This window comes from Cupriavidus gilardii, assembly GCF_017598945.1.
Lineage (GTDB): Bacteria > Pseudomonadota > Gammaproteobacteria > Burkholderiales > Burkholderiaceae > Cupriavidus > Cupriavidus gilardii_E.
The window spans coordinates 90,209-110,803 of record NZ_JAGFTW010000002.1 but is presented as its reverse complement, the minus strand read 5'-3'; the positions used below and the strand labels follow the sequence as shown (position 1 = coordinate 110,803).

The 20,595-nt window shown below is 69.8% G+C and carries 14 protein-coding genes; 9 read left to right on the top strand and 5 right to left on the bottom strand.

Going from position 1 to position 20,595, the window contains the following annotated elements; all coding sequences use genetic code 11:
* The first annotated feature begins 32 nt into the window (after positions 1-32).
* Positions 33-845, top strand: coding sequence for an aminotransferase class IV family protein (locus tag J5T34_RS00745; protein ID WP_208577517.1), 813 nt, complete (start codon positions 33-35; stop codon positions 843-845).
* A gap of 44 nt (positions 846-889) precedes the next feature.
* On the opposite strand, the gene J5T34_RS00740 is transcribed toward J5T34_RS00745, so the two are convergent.
* On the bottom strand, positions 890-1,909 hold the full coding sequence (locus J5T34_RS00740; RefSeq protein ID WP_208577515.1) for a Bug family tripartite tricarboxylate transporter substrate binding protein: 1,020 nt from the start codon (positions 1,907-1,909) through the stop codon (positions 890-892).
* A gap of 425 nt (positions 1,910-2,334) precedes the next feature.
* On the opposite strand from J5T34_RS00740, the gene J5T34_RS00735 reads away from it, so the two are divergent.
* The 3 genes from J5T34_RS00735 to J5T34_RS00725 are packed head-to-tail and all read left to right on the top strand — an operon-like array spanning position 2,335 to position 5,663.
* Entirely contained in the window at positions 2,335-3,486 is a 1,152-nt protein-coding gene (locus J5T34_RS00735; protein ID WP_208577513.1) for an acyl-CoA dehydrogenase family protein, read from the top strand.
* Positions 3,483-4,628, top strand: a complete 1,146-nt coding sequence (locus J5T34_RS00730) for an acyl-CoA dehydrogenase family protein (RefSeq protein WP_208577510.1) — start codon at positions 3,483-3,485, stop codon at positions 4,626-4,628. The genes J5T34_RS00735 and J5T34_RS00730 overlap by 4 nt, the downstream gene beginning before the upstream one ends.
* 51 nt (positions 4,629-4,679) lie before the next feature.
* Positions 4,680-5,663: a Bug family tripartite tricarboxylate transporter substrate binding protein gene (locus tag J5T34_RS00725; protein WP_244258610.1), complete on the top strand. Its 984-nt coding sequence runs from the start codon at positions 4,680-4,682 to the stop codon at positions 5,661-5,663.
* A 35-nt stretch (positions 5,664-5,698) separates the two neighbouring features.
* Here J5T34_RS00725 and J5T34_RS00720 read toward each other — a convergent pair whose 3' ends face one another.
* Positions 5,699-6,676: a LysR family transcriptional regulator gene (locus J5T34_RS00720; protein WP_208577508.1), complete on the bottom strand. Its 978-nt coding sequence runs from the start codon at positions 6,674-6,676 to the stop codon at positions 5,699-5,701.
* A gap of 207 nt (positions 6,677-6,883) precedes the next feature.
* On the opposite strand from J5T34_RS00720, the gene J5T34_RS00715 reads away from it, so the two are divergent.
* The 5 genes from J5T34_RS00715 (at position 6,884) to J5T34_RS00695 (ending at position 13,667) form a co-directional block, all read left to right on the top strand.
* On the top strand, positions 6,884-7,657 hold the full coding sequence (locus J5T34_RS00715; protein WP_208577506.1) for an enoyl-CoA hydratase/isomerase family protein: 774 nt from the start codon (positions 6,884-6,886) through the stop codon (positions 7,655-7,657).
* Positions 7,658-7,680: 23 nt separating this feature from the next.
* Complete coding sequence (locus tag J5T34_RS00710) at positions 7,681-8,898, top strand: CaiB/BaiF CoA transferase family protein (RefSeq protein ID WP_347880622.1); 1,218 nt, start codon at positions 7,681-7,683, stop codon at positions 8,896-8,898.
* Between the two features lie 397 nt (positions 8,899-9,295).
* Entirely contained in the window at positions 9,296-11,467 is a 2,172-nt protein-coding gene (locus tag J5T34_RS00705; protein ID WP_208577502.1) for an alpha/beta hydrolase domain-containing protein, read from the top strand.
* Between the two features lie 29 nt (positions 11,468-11,496).
* Entirely contained in the window at positions 11,497-13,158 is a 1,662-nt protein-coding gene (locus J5T34_RS00700) for a tannase/feruloyl esterase family alpha/beta hydrolase (protein ID WP_208577500.1), read from the top strand.
* A gap of 176 nt (positions 13,159-13,334) precedes the next feature.
* The gene (locus J5T34_RS00695) at positions 13,335-13,667 is read left to right on the top strand and encodes a four-helix bundle copper-binding protein (RefSeq protein WP_208577492.1); all 333 of its coding nucleotides are present in this window, start codon (positions 13,335-13,337) and stop codon (positions 13,665-13,667) included.
* 112 nt (positions 13,668-13,779) lie between these two features.
* On the opposite strand, the gene J5T34_RS00690 is transcribed toward J5T34_RS00695, so the two are convergent.
* From J5T34_RS00690 to J5T34_RS00680, 3 genes are all read right to left on the bottom strand, one after another.
* Positions 13,780-15,090, bottom strand: coding sequence for an MFS family transporter (locus tag J5T34_RS00690; RefSeq protein ID WP_208577490.1), 1,311 nt, complete (start codon positions 15,088-15,090; stop codon positions 13,780-13,782).
* 430 nt (positions 15,091-15,520) lie between these two features.
* The gene (locus tag J5T34_RS00685) at positions 15,521-19,336 is read right to left on the bottom strand and encodes an AAA family ATPase (RefSeq protein ID WP_208577488.1); all 3,816 of its coding nucleotides are present in this window, start codon (positions 19,334-19,336) and stop codon (positions 15,521-15,523) included.
* Entirely contained in the window at positions 19,333-20,592 is a 1,260-nt protein-coding gene (locus J5T34_RS00680) for an exonuclease SbcCD subunit D C-terminal domain-containing protein (RefSeq protein WP_208577486.1), read from the bottom strand. The genes J5T34_RS00685 and J5T34_RS00680 overlap by 4 nt, the downstream gene beginning before the upstream one ends.
* Positions 20,593-20,595 lie beyond the last annotated feature (3 nt).

Below are 20,595 nucleotides of genomic sequence, written 5' to 3'. Positions count from 1 at the left end.
CGTCGTGTCGGGGTCCGAAGCAGGAGCGAGCAATGTCAGCGCAATGGAACCCCCCTATCGTTCATCTCGACGGCCGGCCCGCCTCGGCGGAAGCCTTGGCCCCGATCGCCTTCGCCGGCTATGCCCACTTCACCGCCATGCAGGTCCGCGGCGGGCGCATTCGCGGCCTGGATCTGCATCTGTCTCGACTGCAGTCCGCATCGATGGCGCTGTTCGGCACGGCGCTGTCCGACGAGCAGGTGCGGCAGCATTTGCGGACCGCCTTGCAGTCGGGCCCTGCCGATCTCTCGCTGACCGCGACGGTGTATTCGCCGGAAGGAGAATTCACGGCGCGGGGCGAGGGAGCGCCTCGACTGCTGATCCGGACCGGGCCGCCTTCGTCGGGCCCCACGGGGCCGCTGGCGCTCGATACGGTCGAGCACGAGCGGATCCTGCCCGGCATCAAGCACGTCGGCGAAATCGCCAAGACCTACTACCTGCGCCAGGCGGTTGCGCAAGGGTTCGACGATGCGGCTTTCGTCGACCGTCAGGGACGGCTCAGCGAAGGCACCATCTGGAACCTCGCGTTCTGGGATGGGGAGGCGGTGGTATGGCCGGTGGCCGAGATGTTGACGGGCACCACGATGGGCATCGTTCGGCGTCAGCTGGACCGTCTCGGTATCTCGCAGCGCTCGCGCGAGGTCACCATCACGGATTTGCCGTCGCTCTCCGGTGCCGTGGTGATGAACTCATGGACGCCCGGCGTGCCCGTCCGGCGCATCGGCGCGGTGGCGATTCCCGAGGCGCGGGATTTCCTGGCGCTGCTGCATCGTGCCTACGAAGCGGAACCGGCGGTGGCACCGTAGATGCGCCTCACCGCCTGGGCTCCTTGCTTCGCTTACTGCTTCCCTTACTGCTTCGGAATACCCGCCAACGTGGCGGCCGCCGACCAGCGTTTGATTTCGTCGAGCTGGAACTTGCGCAGCACGTCGGCGCCGCCGGCGAAGATCTGCCCATTGGTGCGGCCGATGAACTCGGCGGCTTCCTTGCTGTTGAAGATCTCCACCGCGGCCTGGCTCAGCTTGTCGACGATCGGCTTGGGCGTGCGGGCCGGCGCGAACAGCGAGACCCAGTTGATCATGTAGTAGTCCTTGAAGCCGAGCTCCTGCAGCGTCGGCACGTCGGGCTCCACGTCCAGCCGCTTGTCGCCGGTGACCGCCAGGATGCGCGTCTTGCCGGCCTGCGCCAGCGCCGCCGCGGCGGTGTAGTCGGACAGCGCGAAGTCGACCTGGCCGCCGGCGAGGTCCGCCACCGCCGGTGCCGCGCCCTTGTAGGGGATGGCCACCGCCTTGACGCCGGCCTGCTTCAGGAACAGCTCGGTGGCGATCTGATACGAGGCCGAGCCCGAGCCGTAGCTCAATTTGCCGGGCCTGGCCTTGCCGTCGCGGATCAGGTCCTGCACGGTGCGATAGGGCGAGCTGGCGGGCACCGACAGCACCATCGCGCCGTAATAAAGCCGCGCCACCGGCGCGAAATCCTTGATCGGATCGTAGGGCAGCGATTTGAACTGAACCGCATTGGTCGCCATTGGCGAGTTGCTGGCGACGAACAGCGTGTAGCCGTCGGGCGCGGCGCGTGCCACCGCTTGCGCCGCGATGAAGCTGTTGGCGCCGGGCCGGTTCTCGACCACGAACGGCTGGCCGAAGCGCGCCTCGAGCTTCTGCGCGAGAAAGCGCGCGGTGCTGTCCGAACCGGTCCCCGGCGGGAACGACACCACGATCTTGACCGGCTTGCTCGGATAGGCGGCCGCATCGCCCGCGCGCGCCGGCGAAGACGACAGCGCCGAGAGCGCCGCCACCGCGACCATCGATGCCGTCGTCAAAGACGCCAGCCGCACAACCTTCCAGGTATTCATCCACTGATGACGCATCGTTCTGTCTCCTTGCGGACGGTGTGATCCCGTCCTGTCGAACCAGTCCACAGACTAAGCGCGCACCGGCGGCCGGGGCAATTGTCGCAGGGGCATATCGCTTATGCGCATGCCGCATGGAGCCCTCGGAGCGCTGCCCTCTCCCGCTCGCGGGAGAGGGGTTGGGGAGAGGGCGAGCGACGGTCGTCATGTCACCGCCGTTTGGAACCACCTCCCTCTCCCCAACCCTCTCCCCCTAAGGGGGAGAGGGAGCAACCCATCGCGACAGCACGAGCAGGAGCGAGAGCAGGAGCATTCGCCGCAGACCGCCGCCGAACCGGATTTTTGTTATGCCGCCGCCGCGATGGGCGGCCCGTGTCCCCGTCGCTAAGCTGGCTGGCATCGCTGCATCGACGAACGCAGCGAATCAATCGACAGGAGGGGAAGTGGACACGGCCAGCCAAATCGTGATTCGACCGGCGCAGCCAGATGGGGATCTTGCGCCATTGCGAGCGCAGGTACGCGCTTTTCTCGCCGAGACCGTCGGCGATCGCCCGCCGCAGAAGCGGGCGCAAAGCTGGTCGGGCTTCGACCCCGCATTCAGTCTCGCGCTCGGCGCCAAAGGCTGGATCGGCATGACGTGGCCGAAGGCTTTCGGCGGGCAGGAGCGCTCGATGCTGGAGCGCTATGTCGTGCTGGAGGAGCTGCTGGCGGCGGGTGCGCCGGTGGGCGGCCATTGGGTGGCGGAGAGGCAGAGCGGTCCGCTGCTGATGCGCTACGCCGACCCCGAAGTCGCACGCGAGATCGTGCCCCGCATCACGCGCGGCGAACTGCGCTTCTGCATCGGCATGAGCGAGCCCGATTCGGGCTCGGACCTGGCGTCGATCCGCACCCGCGCCGATCGCGTCGATGGCGGCTGGGTCGTCAACGGCACCAAGCTGTGGACGTCGAACGCGCATCGCTCGCACTACATGATCGCGCTGGTGCGCACCGACCGCAGCGCCGACGACAAGCACAAGGGGCTGTCGCAGTTGCTGGTCGACATGCAGTCGGAGGGCCTGCAGGTGCGGCCGATCCGCAATCTGGCCGGCGAAGAGCACTTCAACGAAGTGGTGTTCGACAACGTCTTCGTGCCCGACCGGATGGTGATCGGCGAGCCGGGGCAGGGCTGGGCCCAGGTCACCGCCGAGCTGACCTTCGAGCGCAGCGGTCCGGAGCGCTATCTGAGCAGCTATGCGCTGCTGGCCGAGATGGTCGATCACGCCGATGCCGACGACGCGCGGCACGCGGTCGAGCTCGGCTATCTGGTGGCGGAGCTGAGCAATCTGCGGCAGATGTCGCGCGGCATCGCGGCGATGCTTCATCGCGGCGAGAACCCGCAACTGGCGGCGGCCAACGTCAAGGACCTGGGCGCGCTGTTCGAGCAGCGCATTCCCGAGGTTGCGCACCAGCTGTTCGGCCACGAGCTGCGTCCGGACGGTTCGTCCTTTGTCGCCACCCACTGCCATCTGACGCAAACCGTGCCCTCGTTCTCCCTGCGGGGCGGCACGCGCGAAATCCTGCGGGGAATCATTGCCAGAGGGCTGGGGGTCCGATGAACGAACGCGAACAGGAACAGGGACTCGAACTCGAACTCGAACTCGAGCAGATGCTGGCCGACAGCGCGCAACGGCTGTTCGGCAACGAAGTCACTACCGCGCAGCTGGAAGCGGCCGAGCGCGGCGAATGGCAGGCGCAGCTGTGGCGAACCGTGGAGGACAGCGGCCTGACGCGGCTGTTCGCCGGCGAGGACGACGGTGGCGCCGATGCCGACTGGCAGCAGGGCCTGCCCGCGCTGCTGGCGGCCAGCCGCACGCTGGCGCCGATTCCCTTTATCGACACCGCGGTGTGCGGATGGGTGCTGGCGCAGCTGGGCATCGCGATGCCCGATGGACCGATGGCATTGGCCGCGCACGTGGGCGGCACCGAATCGGAGCGGCCTTCGGCGCGCTCGAGCGCCGAAGGCTGGCGTCTCGACGGCACGGTAGACGTGCCCTGGGGCCGGCATGTGCGCCATGTGGTGGTGCGTGCGGTCGATCGCCAGCCGTTTGGGCGGGCCGTGTGGCTGCTGGTGCCGACCGCTGGGGCTCGCGTCGAGACCAGCGCCAATCTGGCCGGCGAGCCGCGCGACCGGCTGCGCTTCGACGACACGCTCGCTGCCGCCGCGGTGGTGGTGGAGAACCCGGCCGACGAAGCGATGCTGGGCGCAGGCGCTTCCTCGTCGCAACCCTCGCCGCTCGGCGTGCTGATGCGTGCGATCCAGATCGCCGGCGTCCTGGAGCGCGTGCTGAATCAGACCGTGCAGTACGCCACCGAGCGGATCCAGTTCGGCCGGCCGATCGCCAGGTTCCAGGCGATCCAGCAGCAGCTCGCGATGCTGGCCAACGAGGTGGTCGCCGCGCGCATGGCGGTGGCCAGCGCCTGCGCGGCAATGCGTGCCGCCGGCTGGGAAGGGCAGGCGATGGTGGCGAAGGTGGTCTGCGGCAACGCGGCCGGCCGCGCCGCCGCGATCGCGCATCAGGTCCATGGCGCGATCGGCTTCACGTACGAGCACACGCTGCACTGGTCGACGCGCCGGCTATGGAGCTGGCGCGCCGAGTACGGCAGCGAGGCGCACTGGGCCCGCGAGATCGGCACGCGCGCGATCCGCGAGGGCGGCGCCGCGCTGTGGCCGCGCATCACCGCGCCGCAGGCGGCCTGAGCCGCATGGCAAAAAACACAGGGATCAACAAGCCCACTTCAGGAGACATCGATGCGAGTACCGGGTTTGCTTCGGGCGCTGCTGCTTGCCAGCATTGCCTTCACCAGCGTCGTCGGGAGCGGCATGGCAGCTGCCGAATCGGCCAGCGAGTTTCCGTCGCGGCCGCTGCGCATCATCGTGCCGTTCACCTCGGGCAGCGGCTCGGACTCGTCGGCCCGCTTCTACGGCGAAGCGCTCGGTCGTGCATTGGGACAGCCGGTGGTGGTCGAAAACCGCCCCGGCGCCAACGGCGTGATCGGCATCCAGGCGCTCAAGAGCGCGCCGGCCGACGGCTACACGATCCTGCTGGCGAGCAATTCGCCGTTGTCGGTCAATCCGATCGTGCTGAAGAACCTGCCCTACGACCCGCTTGCCGATCTGCGTCCGGTGGCTGGCCTGAGCCGGAACATGAATGTCTTCCTGGTGCCGGTCGATTCGCCGTGGAAGACGCTGGCCGATGTGGTGGCCGCCGGCAAGAGCAAGCCGCTGAGCGTCGGCACGTATTCGGCGGGGTATCGGCTGGCCGCGGCATGGTTCGGCAATCTGGCCGGCATCAAGCTGGTCAATATTCCGTACAAGGGCCAGGCGCAGATCATGACCGACATCATCGGCAAGCAGCTCGACCTGGCGGTGGTCGACACCAGCGGCGCGCTGACGCTGATCCGGCAGGGCAAGGTGCGGGCCCTGGCGGTGTCGGGCGAGAAGCGCCACCACGAACTGCCCGAGGTGCCGTCGGTGCGCGAGCTCGGCTATCCGGATTACGTGCAATACAGCTGGGTCTCGTTCTACGTGCGGGCGCAGACGCCGGACGACATCGCCGACAAGCTGGCCACCGCGATGCAGTCGATCCTGAAGACACCCGAATCGATCGCCTTCCTGGCGACCAAGGGCAGCGACCTGATGCCCTATGGTCCGCAAGCCATGCGGTCCTTCCATCAGGCCGAGATCGCGCGCTTCCGGCGCGTCGCGCAGGCGGCCGGCATCCAGCCGGAATGACGGAACGACCGAACGACCGAACGACCGAATAAGGGCTACACCGGCAGCCCGCGCGCGACCTCGGTCAGCAGCGCGCGCAGCAGGGAGACGAAAGGATGGGTATGGACATTGTTGTGCCAGCACAGATGCACCGGAATGGCCAGCGCCGGGTCGTCGATCGGAATGAAGCGCACGCCCGGATGCCGGCACAGTACCGGCGCCAGATAGCCCGGCACCATCGCGTACATGTCGGTGCCGGTGATCGCGTCGGCGACGGCCAGATAGCTGGTCATCGTGCAGGCGATATTGCGCTGCTGGCCGTGCCGGGCGAAGTAGCGGTCGACCATGCGGGTGACGACACCGAACTGGGAGATGTCGAGGCACGGCAGCGGCGCGAGGTCCGCGGCCTGCGGCGTCCGGCCAAGCTGGATGTTGCCGGCATCGCACAGGCAGCCGAACGGCGCGTTGAACAGCAGTTCCGAGCGCAGGGCGTCCGATTCGACTGGGTAGAAGGCGACCATCACGTCGATCGCGCCGCTGGTCATCGCGCTCAGTCCGCTCGGCATCGGCACCGGATGCATGCGCACCCGCGCACGCGGCGCGACCTCGCGCAGCCGGGCCAGGAAGGCCGGCGCGATCAGCGCCTGCAGCGAGTCGTTGATGCCGATCGCATAGGAGCCGGTCTCCTGCGCGGGGTCGTAGCGATCGGTCTGCGTGTAGATGCTTTCGATCGTGCGCAGCGCGGTGTCGAGCGCCTGCTGCAGTTCCTGCGCGCGGCGCGTCGGCAGCATCCTGGCCGCGCTCTTGATCAGCAGCGGGTCGCCGAATTCCTCGCGCAGCCGCTCCAGCATGCGGCTGGTCGACGGCTGGCTGCTGTCGAGACGCCGCGCCGCCTCGCTGACGCTGCGGCTCTCCAGCAGCGCGGCCAGCACGACCAGCAGGTTCAGATCCTTGTGCCGCAATTCGGCCAGCGGCAGGCGCCGGTGGTCGCTGGCGGGCGTCGGCTCGCCCTCTCGATGGTCTCCGCTAGGCATCGTTCGATTCGCGTTGCGCTCCTGGTGAGCGGGTCCGGCAGGCCAATGCCTGCGCCCGCTTTCGCTTGGCTGGCCCGGATGAATCCGTCCGGACGGGTGGCGACATTATCCCGGACCTGCGCCGCGCCGGCCCATCGGCAATTTCCCAAGCCGCTTTCCTCGTCTCCGGCTTCCTTGCCACCGACTTCCTTGTCATAGCCCACTGCCATGGACAAACCTTCTCCCGTTACGCTGCACCGGATGCCGCAGGACCACGTCGCCCACGTGGTGCTGCAGCGCCCGCCCCATAACCATGTCGACGTCGACTGCATGGCCGCGCTGGCCGACGCCTTCGAGCAGGTCGACGCCGACGACGATTGCCGGGCCATCGTGCTGGCCGCCGAAGGCAAGTCGTTCTGCGCCGGCGCCGACTTCGGCACGCCCGACCCGTCGATCCGGCGCGACCCGAGCCCGTTCTACCGGCAGGCGATGCGGCTGTTCCGCACGCGCAAGCCGATCGTCGCCGCGGTGCACGGCGCGGCGATCGGCGCCGGCGTGGGGCTCGCGCTGGTCGCCGACTTTCGCGTGACCTGCCGCGAGGCGCGCTTCAGCGTCAACTTCAACCGGCTCGGTTTTCATCCCGGCTTCGGCCTGAGCCTGACCTTGCCGCGGCTGATCGGCGAACAGCGCGCCGCGCTGCTGTTCTACACCGGCCGCCGCATCGACGGGGCGACCGCGGTCGAGATGGGTCTGGCCGACGAGCTGGCCGAACAGGCCGACGTGCTGTCCCGCGCCCATGCGCTGGCCTGCGAGATCGCGTCCTCCGCGCCGCTGGCGGTCGAAAGCACGCGCGCCACGCTGCGCGCCGGGCTGGCCGATCGCATCGCGCAGATCAACCGGCACGAGCTCGAGGTCCAGCTGACCCAGTTCCCGACCGAGGACTTCCGCGAAGGCGTGGCCGCGATGGCGGAACGGCGTCTGCCCAATTTCCAGCGCCGCTGATGCGGCATCACAGGAGTGCGTCAGTGAACGAACACAATGCGGGCGGCCGCGCCGCCGTGGCGGGGCCGCTGGACGGCGTGCGGGTGCTGGATCTGTCCTCGGTCGTGCTGGGGCCGATGGGCACCCAGGTGCTGGCCGACATGGGCGCCGACGTGATCAAGATCGAAGCGCCCGAAGGCGACCTGATGCGTGCCAACGGCGTGGTCGAGCACGCGGGCATGAGCTCGATCTTCCTCGCCCTCAATCGCAACAAGCGCTCGGTGGTGCTCGACCTGAAGGACGAGCAGGGCGCCGCCGCGCTGCGCGCGCTGATTCCGACCGTCGACGTGCTGGTCCACAACATGCGGATCGGCGCGATAGAACGGCTGGGCTTCGGCTACGAGGCGGTGGCGCGATTGCGGCCCGATATCGTCTATTGCGCCGCCCCGGGCTTCGGCCAGGAGGGTCCCGATCGCGACAAGCCGGCGTTCGACGACATCATCCAGGCGGCCTGCGGCTTCGTCGGCGCGGCCAGCGCGTCCGGTGCGGACCCGCACTATCTGCCAAGCCTGATCGCCGACAAGACCACCGGACTCGCGGTGGCCAATGCCGTGCTGGCCGCGCTGTTCCGGCGCGAACGCCATGGCGAGGGCCAGTACGTCGAGGTGCCGATGCTGGAGACGATGGCAGCGTTCGTGCTGACCGAGCATATGGGCGGCATGATGTTTCCGTCGTCGAGCGCCAAGGCCGGCTATGCGCGGCTGCTCGAAGGCGGCCGCAAGCCGGTGCGCACCGCCGACGGCTGGATCAGCATGCTGCCCTACACCGAGCGGCACTGGAAGGCGTTCTTCCATGACCTGGGCCGCGACGATCTGGCCGAGCGCTATCAGATCGCCAGCCGGCGCGAGCGCAACGCGAACATCAAGGCGCTGTATGGCCATCTGGCCGAGCTGGCGCCGCTGCGCACGACCGCGCAATGGATGGCGCTGTGCGAGCGGCTCGATATTCCGGCCACGCCGATCTATCGGCTCGAGGATCTGCCGGGCCATCCGCATCTGGCGGCGGTCGGGCTGTTCGAGGAATCGGTACATCCGGTCGTCGGTCCGATCCGTCAGGTAAGGCCGACCACGCGCTTTGCCCGCACGCCGACCGCGATCCGGCGGCCGGCACCGTCGCTGGGCGAGCATACGGAGGAGGTGTTGCGCGAGGCCGGTGTCGGGGAGGAGCGGATTGCGGCGTTGATGGGGGCCGTGGGGCGCTGAAAAAAACCACCTCCCTCTCCCCAGCCCTCTCCCCCTGAGGGGGAGAGGGAGAACGCAAGGGGCAGGGCATCACGCCGCGGGTGTTCTCCCCTCTCCCGCTTGCGGGAGAGGGGCGGGGAGCGGGAGAACCCGTGGACGTCTTCGCCTTTGCGGTGGGTTTGCTCCCCTCTCCCGCAAGCGGGAGAGGGGCGGGGGAGAGGGCAGCCGCGCCATGCCGACCGCCATCGCCTGCCCAACCCAAAACACCCGCGAAACCGATTAAGCCAAAACCCCGCTGAATCCATCGAGATTATCCATTTCTCCTGCATCAATTCGCTTTCTAGACTTGGCGCCAACGCTCCGTCAGTGGGCGTGAAGACAAGCGACCCGAAGAAGAACCACCAGGGCAGGAGAAGACATGGAGATCAGGCACGCTCGCCGCGTCGGCACGGCGCGGGCGATGGGATGGGTATTGGCTGCCGTGACCGCGGCGTCCCTATTGGCCGGCTGCGGCAGCGACGATGACGGCCCGCCGGCCGGTGGCCCGCCCGGAGGCGGCGGGCAGCCGGTCACGCCGGCGATCACGCTGACGATTTCCGCACGCGAGGACTTTCCCGGCAACTTCGGCAGCGTCGGCGCCTACGAGAAGCTGACCGGCTCGCTGCACGGCGAGGTCGATCCGAAGGACCCGCGCAATGCCGTGATCCAGGACCTCGACCTGGCGCCGGTCAACGCGCGCGGCATGGTCGAGTACACCACCGAGTTCGTGATGCTCAAGCCGAAGGACATCGGCAAGGCCGGCGGCGTGCTGCGCTACGACGCGCCCAATCGCGGCAATATCCTGACCATGCCGAACCCGGCAGCGGTGCCCGGCGATGCCGTCTATTTCGAGCGCGGCTACGTGTTCCTGTACGCCGCGTGGCAGGGCGACGTGCCCAAGAGCTCGCCGGCCCGGCTGACGCTGACGGTGCCGGTCGCGCGCAACAAGGACGGCAGCAGCATCACGGGCCCCTACGCGACGGAACTGGTGCCCAGCGTCGCCACCTCGACAATGAGCCTGCCCGGCGGCGTGTTCAACGGCTCGATGATTCCCTACGCACCGGCGAGTCTGGACAACACGCAGCCCGGCTACACGCTGACGCGCCGCGTCAACGAGACCGATCCGCGCGTGCCGATCGCGCCGTCCGAGTGGAAGTTCGCCGACTGCGGCGCCAGCGGTGCGCCGTTTCCCGGCAAGCCAGACGGCAGCAAGGTCTGCCTGAAGGACGGCTTCCAGCCTGGCTATCTGTACGAGCTCACCTATGTCGCCAAGGACCCGAAGGTGATGGGCGTCGGTCTGGCCGCGCTGCGCGATACCGTGACCTTCTTCCGTCATCGCAGCGCCGACGCGGCGGGCATGCCCAATCCGATCGCCGGTGCGATCCGCTACGCGATCGGGCAGGGTACCTCGCAGTCGGGCAATGCGATGAAGACCTTCCTGCATCTGGGCTTCAACGCGGCGCTGGACGGCGGCAAGGTGTTCGACGGCATCTTCGCGCATGTGGCCGCGCGCCAGACCAATATCAACACGCGCTTCGCGGTGCCGGGCGGCGGCGGTGGCCTGCGCACCGACCATCGCGCCTTCGGCCAGACCGCGCCGCGCGGCCTGGCGCCCGACTACGAGGACGCAATCGCCGGCCGCACCGGCGGCGTGATGAAGCGCTGCAGCGAGACGCGAACCTGCCCGCGCTTCTTCCTCGGCCTGTCGGGCACCGAGTTCTGGCAGCTGCAGGGCTCGCCGGTGCTGACCGACGCCTACGGCTTCACCGATCTGACCCAGCCCGACAACGCGCGGATCTACTACTACGCCAGCACGCATCACGGCGGGCGCTCGGCGCAGATCAACTACAACCCCTCGCAGACCGTCTATCCGGCCGGCTCGATGATCGACTTCGCCGATACCTTCCGCGCGCTGTTCATCGCGCTGGAGGACTGGGTGGCGCGCGACATCGCGCCGCCGGACAACCAGGTGCCCCGCATCGCCGACGGCACGCTGGTGCGCCCCGACCAACTGCAGGTGCCGGTGATCAAGGGCGTCAGCTGGACCGGTGCAAGCGGAACCGTGCCGATCCCGGACTTCCGGTACCTGGGCCGCTACAACGGCTTCCCCTTGCTCGACTACGGCCCGCAGTACCGGCCGCAGGACGAGTCCGGCATCGCCACCGTGCTGCCGCCCGCCTATCTGGGCCGCGACTACGCGATCCTGGTGCCGCAGCTCGACCCGACGACGGGGCTGGCGAAAGCGGGCATCCGCGCGCTGGACGTGCAGGTGCCGGTCGGCACCAGCCTCGAATTCAACTACGTAGCCACGCCGGGCATCGTCGATCTGGTCAATCTGACCGGCAGCTATATCCCCTTCCACAAGACCGAGGCCGCGCGCACGGCGGCGGGCGACCAGCGGCCTTCGCTCGAAGCGCTGTACGGCGACCAGGCCGGCTATCTGGCCAAGCTGCGGGCCGCGGCCGATACGCTGGTGGCGCAGCGCTTCCTGCTGCCGGCCGACGCGCAGCGTGCGATCGCGCGGGCGCAGGCCAATCCGGTGTTGCCTTGAGGCGGTACCGACAGAACGGAGGAGACGAGATGGACAAGCCAGGAGACAAGCCAGGACCTTGGCGCGCGCCCGCGATGGCGGCGCTTGCCGCGATCGCCATGACGATGGCCGGCTGCGGCGGTGACGGCGGTGACGGCGACCGGCCGCCCGCACCGCCACCGACGGCGAACCAGCAACCGAAGTCCTGCGCGCAGATGGCGGCAGCGACGCTCGACGGCGCCACGGTGCAGGCGGCCACCGAAATTCCGGCCGGCAGCTTTTCGCCCAGCGCCGGCACCACGGTGACGGTGCCCGCCTTCTGCCGCGTGCAGGCTGTCGCCCGGCCGAGCAGCGATTCGGAGATCCGCTTCGAGGTCTGGATTCCGGCGGCGGCGCAATGGAACGGCAAGCTGCTCGTCACCGGCAACGGCGGCTACAGCCCGGCGCTGGGCTACCGGGCGATGGCGATGGGGCTGCAACGCGGCTATGCCACCGTCGGCGGCGATACCGGCCACCAGTCCGCCAATCCGAACGACATGCTGTTCGGCGTCAACCATCCGGAGAAGATCGTCGACTGGGGCACGCGCTCGATCCATGCGATCACGGTGCCGGGCAAACGCCTGGTCGCCGGCATGCACGCGCGCGACATCGAACGCGCGTACTTCTACGGCTGCTCGACCGGCGGCCACCAGGGCTATGCCGAGGCGCAGCGCTACCCCGACGATTTCGACGGCATCATCGCGGGCGCGCCGGGCAACAACCGGGTGCGGCTCAATGCCGGATTCCTGTGGCAGTTCCTGGCCAATCACCGGCCCAACGACAATCTGTCGCCGATCATCCCGGCGGCCAAGCTGCCGATGGTCACGCGTGCGGCGGTGGCGGCCTGCGATGCGGACGATGGCGTCACCGACGGCGTGGTCGACGACCCGCGGCAATGCGGCTTCGATCCGGCCACGCTGCAATGCACGGGCGCCGACGCCGACAATTGCCTGACGGCGGAGCAGGTGTCGGCCCTGAAGGCGATGTACGCAGGCGCGCGCAATCCCCGCACCCGCGAGCAGGTGTACCCCGGCTGGCCGAAGACCAGCGAGGCGCTGTTCACGGTCGGCGGCTCGCCGGTGGGCTGGAATACCTACTGGGGCACCACCGAGCCGACGCGCGCGGACTTCTGGCGCTACTGGGTCTTCGACAATCCGCAGTGGAACTGGTGGACCTTCGATTTCGACCGCGATCTGGCCTATGCCGATGCCAGGGTCGGCGCGATGGTCGACCAGAACAACCCCGATCTGTCGGCGTTCAAGGCCAGCGGCGGCAAGCTGCTGGTCTACAACGGCTGGCAGGACCCGGTGGTCAATGCGGTCGACACCATCGCCTACTACGATCGCGTCAAGGCCGCGCAAGGCTCGCAGGGGGCGGTGGACGAGTTCTTCCGGCTGTTCATGGTGCCGGGCATGGGGCACTGCTCGGGCGGACCGGGGACGACCCAGTTCGGCAATGGCGATACGCCGGCGCCGGTGGTCGACGCGAACCACGACATCCTGGAGGCGCTCGATGCGTGGGTCACGCGCGGCACCGCACCGGACCGGATCGTCGCCTCCGCGGTCAGCGGCGGCACGGTAACGCGCACGCGGCCGCTGTGCCCGTATCCGCGCAAGGCGGTCTATCTGGGCAGCGGCAGTACCGACGATGCGGCCAGTTTCTCGTGCCGGTAACGGCCAGCGTCCGCTGAAAGGCAGGCAGAAGTTGCAAGGCATGTAAGACCGATCCCGGGCGGGGACAAGGCGCGGATCGCGGCGGGCAGGGCGGACAACGCCGCGCCGCGGTGGTCCGCGCCTTGCTGCATTCGGCGTGTCGCCGATCCGGCGTCGACCGACCGAGGAGGGATGTCATGCCTCACGAGCAATATCAAGCCTGTATCGATGCCTGCACGCGCTGCGCGCAGGCCTGTCGCCACTGTGCGGCGTCCTGCCTGCAGGAACACGATGTGCAAAAGATGACCGAGTGCATCCGGCTGGACCTGGACTGCGCCGGCATTTGCGAACTGTCGGTGGCCTATATGTCGCGCGGCAGCGAACATTCGCGCCAGCTATGTGCGTTGTGCGCGCAGATCTGCGAACGCTGCGCCGAGGAGTGTGCGCGCCATCAGGCCCAGCATTGCCAGCAATGCGCACAGGCCTGCCGGGACTGCGCGCAGGCTTGCCGGCAGATGGCGGCGGCCTAGGCGGGTGCGAAGCGGCGGCGGGCAGGAGGGAGCCGGATCTTCTGGAGAGGAATCCGGCGTCCTGACAAAGCCAGGCCGCTGGGTCCCCGCGTCGGCGGGGACGACAGGCGGGTCAATCGTCGTGATGGAGGTACTTCGCCTGGCGCGGCAGCCGCATGCTGACCAGGAAGGCCAGCACCATCATCGCGGTCACGTACCAGTAGAAGGCGGACTCGTGTCCGACCGCCTTCAGGTTCAGCGCCACGTATTCCGCCGAGCCGCCGAACACCGCATTCGCAATCGCATAGGCCAGGCCGACACCGAGCGCGCGCACCTCGGGCGGGAACATCTCGGCCTTGACGATGCCGCTGATCGACGTATAGAGGCTGACCACCGCCATCGCCAGCGTGATCAGCACGAAGGCGACGGCCGGATTGGTGATCGTATGCAGCGCGGTCAGCACCGGCACCGTGATCAGCGCACCGAGCGCGCCGAACAGCATCATGTTGGTACGCCGGCCGATGCGGTCCGACAGCGCGCCGAAGATCGGCTGCATGCACATGTAGACGAACAGCGCGCCGGTCATCACGTAGCTGGCGGTCTTGATCGGCATGCCGGCCGTATTGACCAGGTACTTCTGCATATACGTCGTGAACGTATAGAAGATCAGCGAGCCGCCCGCGGTGTAGCCGAGCACCGTGAAGAAGGCCGCCTTGTGGTCGCGCAGCAGCGTGACGACGCTGCCCGCACCCTCGCTGTTGCGCGAGGCCGCGCTCGAGGTTTCCTTCAGCGTCCGGCGCAACAGCAGCGCCACCACCGCGGTGATCGCGCCGATCACGAACGGGATGCGCCAGGCCCAGGCCCGCAGTTCCTGCTCGGTGTACAGCTGCTGCAGCACGACCACCACCAGCACCGCCAGCAGCTGGCCGCCGATCAGCGTCACGTACTGGAACGACGAGAAGAAGCCGCGCCGGCCCTTGAGCGCGACCTCGCTCATATAGGTGGCGGTGGTGCCGTACTCCCCGCCGACCGACAGGCCCTGCAGCAGCCGCGCCAGCAGCAGCAGGGCGGGCGCCCAGGCGCCGATGCTGTCGTAGGTCGGCAGGCACGCGATCATCAGCGAGCCCGTGCACATCATCACGACCGAGATCAGCAGCGAATGCTTGCGGCCGTGGCGATCGGCGATGCGGCCGAACACCCAGCCGCCGATCGGCCGCATCAAAAAGCCCGCGGCGAACACGCCCGCGGTATTGAGCAGCTGCACGGTGGGGTCGGACTGCGGGAAGAACGAATGCGCGAAATAGATCGCGCAGAAGGCATAGATATAGAAGTCGAACCACTCGACGAGATTGCCGGACGACGCCGCGACGATGGCGAACACGCGGCGGCGGCTGTCATGGTCCGCCGGGCCGGCCGGAATGGTGGTGCTGGTCAGTTCTGTCATAGGAGATCGCTGAGTAGGACGCCGGCGATCATGCGCGGGCATGCGTGCGCCGGCGTCGGGCGAAGCGCGCGGCGGGGGCACCGCCGCTGCAACAGAGGCCGCCCGCGGGCCAGGGGGTTGGCAGGCGGCAGCATCGCGTAAGGGTAACCCCTAGGGTGGATGCTTGCACGGGGCGGGGACGCGGCCGCCGGGAGTCGGCGATGGCGGGTCACGGCATGGCGCGGGATGGCGAGCCATTGTTCGTGATCGCGAACACAGTGTCTGGTGGAGCGTTCGGGGAATGGCAGGCGCTGTTGCCCTCTCCCCCGCCCCCTCTCCCGCGCGCGGGAGAGGGGAGTACTACCACGTGGATCGAATCCCGATGGTTTGCTCCCCTCTCCCGCTTGCGGGAGAGGGGTTGGGGGAGAGGGCAACCCCCGCTCGCTACACCCTACGAACCCACCATCACCCGGCTCTGCCCGCCCGATAGCCTGCGCACCTCGATGCGCGTGCCGATCCGTTCGGTCATCTCGTGCACGTGCGAGATCACGCCGACCTTGCGGCCCTGGGCCTGCAGGCTGTCGAGCGCGTCCATCGCGACGCGCAGCGTGTCGGCGTCGAGGCTGCCGAAGCCCTCGTCGATAAACAGCGATTCGACGCGCACGCGATGCGACGACAGCGACGCCAGGCCCAGCGCCAGCGCGAGCGATACCAGGAACGACTCGCCGCCGGAGAGCGAATGCACCGAGCGGGCCTCGTCGGCCATGTCCTGGTCGATCACCAGCAGCGCCAGGCTCTGGCGTACGCGTTCGAGCCGGTAGCGGCGCGACAGCGTGGCCAGATGCCGGTTGGCGTAGCCGAGCAGGATGTCCAGCGTCATCTGCTGGGCATGGTTGCGGAATTTCTTGCCGTCGGCCGAGCCGATCAGTTCGTTGAGCACCTGCCAGGTGTGCGCGGCGGCCTGCTGCCGATCGATGCGCGCGATCAGCTCGCTGGCCTGCGCGCGCCGCTCGTCGTCGCGGCGCAGCGTGAAATCGGCCTCGGTCAGCGCCTGCTTGGCGCGCTCCAGCTCCGCGCGGGCCGCCGCGAGCGCGGCTTCGACGGTGACCGCGTCGTCCTCGCCGGGCCGTCGCGCCAGATGCCGTTCGCGCTCGGCGCGGCGCGTCTGCACGACGGCATGCGCGGCATCGACGTCGCGTTGCAGCGCGTGCAGCGCCGCTTCCTCGCGCGCCAGCCAGTCGGCATCGAGCGCCAGCAGCGCACGCAGGCCCGTTTCGTCGAGCGGGATGCGCGTGTCCTGTTCGTCGTCCTGTTCGTCGTCTTGCTGGGCGTCGTGCCCGCGCTGCCATGCCCCCAGCCACGCATCGAGCCGCGCCGCGGCGTCGCGTGCCTGCTCGTCCAGCGCCTTGCCTTGAGACCGGGCCTGCTCGGCGCGCGCGGTCTGTCGCGCCCGCTGTTCGCTGGCGGCCTGGCTCGCCCGCTGTGCCGCGTCGACGCGCGCCGCGGCGTCGGCACTGGCTTGCGTGAGTCGGGCCGCGATCGCATCGACCGCCAGGCCCGCATCGGGCGTGTCGGCAAACAGCGCGTCGCGGCGCGCGCGCTGCTCGGACAGGCGCGCGTCGGCGAACGCCAACGCTCCAGCGGCCTGGCGATGCGCTTCGACGGCATGCTCGTGCGCCTGCGTGGCGGTGGCCAGGGCGCCGTCGAGCTGCACGATGCGCTGGCGCTGCGCGTCGCGTTCGTCGCGATGCCGCGTCCACTGGCCTGCATCCGCCGCGCAGCGCGTGCGGAATGCCGCGGGATCGTCGTGCCACTGGTCTCGCCAGTCGACGCCGGCCGCCTGCCCCAGCGCGCCGCGGTCCAGGTCGTGCAGGGCTTGATCGCGCTGCGCCGCCGTTGCCGCCGCCGACTCGTTCGCCGCGCCATGGCGCAGCGCCAGTTCGGCGGCCAGCGCCTGGGCGCGCTGCAGCGCGCTGTCGGCCGCCGTCTGCTCGGCCTGGCAGGCGTCCAGGCGCGCGCGTGCGGCCTGCAATTGCTTGTCGAGCGCGCGCAGCGTGGCTTCGAGCGCGGCCGCGCTGCGTTGCTGCGCATCGGCGTCAGCCAGCTGCCGCGCAAACCAGTCGGTGCGTTGGTCGGCATCGATGGTTTCGGCCTGCGCGGCGAGCGTGTCGGCTTGCCACTCGCGTTCGGCCTGATCGCGCTGCTGCCGTGCCGCGGCGAGGCGCGAGTCCAGCTGCGTCAGCGCTTCGCCGTGGCTGTGCGCCAGCGCGGCGGCGCTGCGTTCGTCGGCGTCGAGCTGGGCCAGCGCCTGCTGGCACCGGCGGTATTCGTCCTCCAGCGCGCCGAGCGTGGCCTGCAGCGCCGCGCGCAGCGGCGAATCGTCATGCGCGTAGGGGTGTTCGCTGGCGCCGCAGACCGGGCAGGGCTCGCCCGGCTCCAGCGTCTCGCGCAATTGCTCGACGCTTTGCTGACAGGCGGCGAGCGCGCGTTGCCAGGAGCGTTCGGCCTGGGTGGCGGCCTGCTGTGCGGCGGGCCGCGCGGCGCGGGCGGCGTCGATGCGTTGCTGGCATTGCTGCCGTTGCGCGAACAGCGTGTCGCGCTGCTCGATGAGCTCCGCCAACCGCGCTTCGGCGGCAAGCCGGTCGCGCCAACGCGCCGCGGCCTGCTGCAGCGCGTCGCGGTGCCGCTGCAAATCGGACGCCCGGGCTGCGATGGCATCGCGGTCGTGCCCGGCCAGCGCGCGCTGCGCCTCGGCGTACTGTTGCTGCGCGGCTTGCAGGGATGCGGCGCCTGCGGCGAGCCGCGCCTGCGCCGCGGCCTCGTCGCGCTGCGCCGCGGCCAGCCGCTCGGCCAGTTGCCCGGCCTGCTGCATGGCGGCGGCGTGCCGGCCGTGCCAATCGTCGGCCTGCACGAACAGCGCCTGCCAGCGCGGCCATTGCGTGCCGAGGGCTTCGAGTCCGGCATGGCGGGCGAGCCAGTCCTCGGCGGCGGCCAGCGCGGCGCCGGCGGATTCCCGCTCGGCCCGCAGCCGCGCCTGTTCGCGGCGCGCTTCGTCCAGCGCCTGCGCGGCCTGCCGCTCCGCTTGCGCGGCGCGTTCGCGGTCCGGCGTCAGCGTCGCGATCACGGCGTCGAGTTCGCGCGCCTGTGCCAGGCGCGGCGCCATCTCGGCCTCGGCGCGGCGGGCCGCTTCCAGGGCCGCCACCGCGCGCTGCCATTCGGCCTGGGCGTCCTGCGCCGCGCGTTCCGACGCGGCCTGTGCTTGTGCCGCGCGCGCCAGCTCCTGGCGCTGCGCTTCGCCCGCCGCGGCGAGCCGGTCGACCTCGGCAACCAGCGTTCGCGCGCCCTGCGCCGCGTGCGCGTCGGCCAGCCGGGCGCGCCGCGGTGCCGCGGCATCGTATGCGGCGGCGGCGGCCTGGTGCCGGCCGATCGCCTGCTGTTCGAGGCGCGCCAGCTCGGCCGCGTCGGCATGCCAGCGCAACTGGGCCTCGTGTTGCCGCAGCCGTTCGTCCAGCGCGTTGACCGCGTCCTGCTGCTGCCGCCGTTGCAGCTCGCACTGCGCGCGCGTCTCGGCGTCCAGCGGCTGGTGCTGGGCGGCCTGCTCGCGCAACTGGCGCAAGGCTTCCTGCTCGGCCTTGTTGCGCTCGAAGGCGCGCCGCGAGATCGCCTCGAAGCGGCCGGTGCCGGTCAGCGCCTGCAGCAGCGCCGCACGTTCGTCGTCGCCGGCCTTCAGGAAGGCGAAGAACTCGTTCTGCGCCAGCAGCACCGCGCGCGTGAATTGCTCGAAGGTCAGTCCCACGCGTTCGACGATCGCGGCCTGGACCTCGCTCTTGAGCCCGCCGCCGACCGGCTCTTCGCCGGGCAGCCGCGCCAGCGACATCTGGGTCGGCTGCAGCTTGCCGCCGGCCCGGGTGCGCGCGCGCCGCACGCTCCAGCGGGCGCGGTAGGCCTGGCCGTCGCCGCCGACGAAGTCGACTTCGGCGTGGCCCTCGGCGGCGCCGCGGCGCAGCAGCGTACGCGTGTCGTGGGCGCCGATGGTCTCGCCGGCGACATCGGGCAGCACCGTGGCGCGGCCGCCGACGCGGGCCACGCGCGGGGTCTCGTCGTACAGCGCCAGACACAGCGCATCGAGCAGCGTGCTCTTGCCGGCGCCGGTGGGGCCGCAGATCGCGAACAGGCCGGCCGAGGCCAGCGGTTCGGCGGTGAAGTCGATGTCGAACTCGCCCGACAGCGAGGCGAGGTTGCGGCCGCGAATGGCGAGGATCTTCATGGCGCGGCCACCTCGTCCGGGGCGTGCAGCAGTTCGGCCAGCGCGGCCGCCAGCGTGGCGGGCGCCTCGGCGCCATGCCGCTCGCGATACAGCGAGGCGAACACCGCGGCCGGGTCGAGCCGGTTCAGGTCGTCGAGCGACAGCATCGGTGCGGCCGTGTCGCCGGCCGCGACGGCGCTGACCTCGATGCGCGCCAGGCGAACCGGCTTGCCGTCGAGCGCGGCCTCGATCTTCGCGCGCAGCGTCGGTTCGGGCGCGTCCAGTGCGACGCGGACCTGCAGATAGGGCTGCAGGGCGTCGGGCAACGGCGGCAGGTCGAGCGCGCGCAGCGCGTCGAGCGCCTGTTCGACCGGCCGGGGCGTCAGGGGCACGCGCATCAGATCGACTGGCCTGGGCACCGGGATCGCGTGCCACTCGGCCAGCGTCTCGCCGTCGAGCCGGGCGCTGACGACCTGGTGCGGGTAGTGGATCTCGGAGAACGACATCGGCAGCGGACTGCCGCAGTAGCGGATGTGCTCGTGACGGCCGACCTTCTGCGGCCGGTGCAGATGGCCTAGCGCGACATAGGCGATGGCCGGATCGAAGATGCCGGCCGGCAGCGCCTCGGCGCCGCCGATCACGATGCGCCGTTCCGAATCCTCCGAGACTTCGCCGTCGCGCATGTGGCAGTGGCCGAGCGCGACGATGGGCTGGCCGGGTTGGCGGCGGGCGAGCGCCAGCTCGAGCGCGCTGCGATAGAGCGCGGCGACGCCGGCCTGGTAGGGGTCGGCGTCGGTGCCAGTGTCATCGTGAGCCGCCTCCACACGCGGCACATCGCTGGGACGCAGGAACGGGATGGCCAGGCACCACGCAGCGATCCGGCCGCCCACATCGCGCACCGGCACCACCAGTTTTTCGACGTCGATCGCGCCGTCGGGCAGCCGGTGGACCTGGCCGACGCAGGCCGCGCCGAACCAGTCCAGGAACGGCGCGGGCGCCTCCAGCCGCGCCGGCGAGTCGTGATTGCCGGCGATCATCACGATCGCCAGATGGGGGCGCCGGCGCCGCGCCTCGGTCAGGAAGCGGTACAGCTGCCGTTGCGCCGCGGCCGACGGATTGGCGGTGTCGAAGATATCGCCGGCGACCAGCAGCAGGTCGGTCGCCTCGGCGTCCAGCGTATCGAGCAGCCAGTCGAGGAACTGCTGGTGTTCGTGGGTACGGTCGTAGTGATGCAGGGTCTGGCCGAGGTGCCAGTCGGAGGTGTGCAGCAGTCGCATGCC

Excerpts from the sequence above, each read along its gene's own strand:
- J5T34_RS00720 (WP_208577508.1), bottom strand. The coding sequence starts at position 6,676 with ATGCCTAGCGGAGACCATCGAGAGGGCGAGCCGACGCCCGCCAGCGAC.
- J5T34_RS00685 (WP_208577488.1), bottom strand. The coding sequence starts at position 19,336 with ATGAAGATCCTCGCCATTCGCGGCCGCAACCTCGCCTCGCTGTCGGGC.
- J5T34_RS00730 (WP_208577510.1), top strand. The coding sequence starts at position 3,483 with ATGAACGAACGCGAACAGGAACAGGGACTCGAACTCGAACTCGAACTC.
- J5T34_RS00740 (WP_208577515.1), bottom strand. The coding sequence starts at position 1,909 with ATGCGTCATCAGTGGATGAATACCTGGAAGGTTGTGCGGCTGGCGTCT.
- J5T34_RS00705 (WP_208577502.1), top strand. The coding sequence starts at position 9,296 with ATGGAGATCAGGCACGCTCGCCGCGTCGGCACGGCGCGGGCGATGGGA.
- J5T34_RS00680 (WP_208577486.1), bottom strand. The coding sequence starts at position 20,592 with ATGCGACTGCTGCACACCTCCGACTGGCACCTCGGCCAGACCCTGCAT.
- J5T34_RS00690 (WP_208577490.1), bottom strand. The coding sequence starts at position 15,090 with ATGACAGAACTGACCAGCACCACCATTCCGGCCGGCCCGGCGGACCAT.
- J5T34_RS00700 (WP_208577500.1), top strand. The coding sequence starts at position 11,497 with ATGGACAAGCCAGGAGACAAGCCAGGACCTTGGCGCGCGCCCGCGATG.
- J5T34_RS00695 (WP_208577492.1), top strand. The coding sequence starts at position 13,335 with ATGCCTCACGAGCAATATCAAGCCTGTATCGATGCCTGCACGCGCTGC.
- J5T34_RS00745 (WP_208577517.1), top strand. The coding sequence starts at position 33 with ATGTCAGCGCAATGGAACCCCCCTATCGTTCATCTCGACGGCCGGCCC.
- J5T34_RS00725 (WP_244258610.1), top strand. The coding sequence starts at position 4,680 with ATGCGAGTACCGGGTTTGCTTCGGGCGCTGCTGCTTGCCAGCATTGCC.
- J5T34_RS00715 (WP_208577506.1), top strand. The coding sequence starts at position 6,884 with ATGGACAAACCTTCTCCCGTTACGCTGCACCGGATGCCGCAGGACCAC.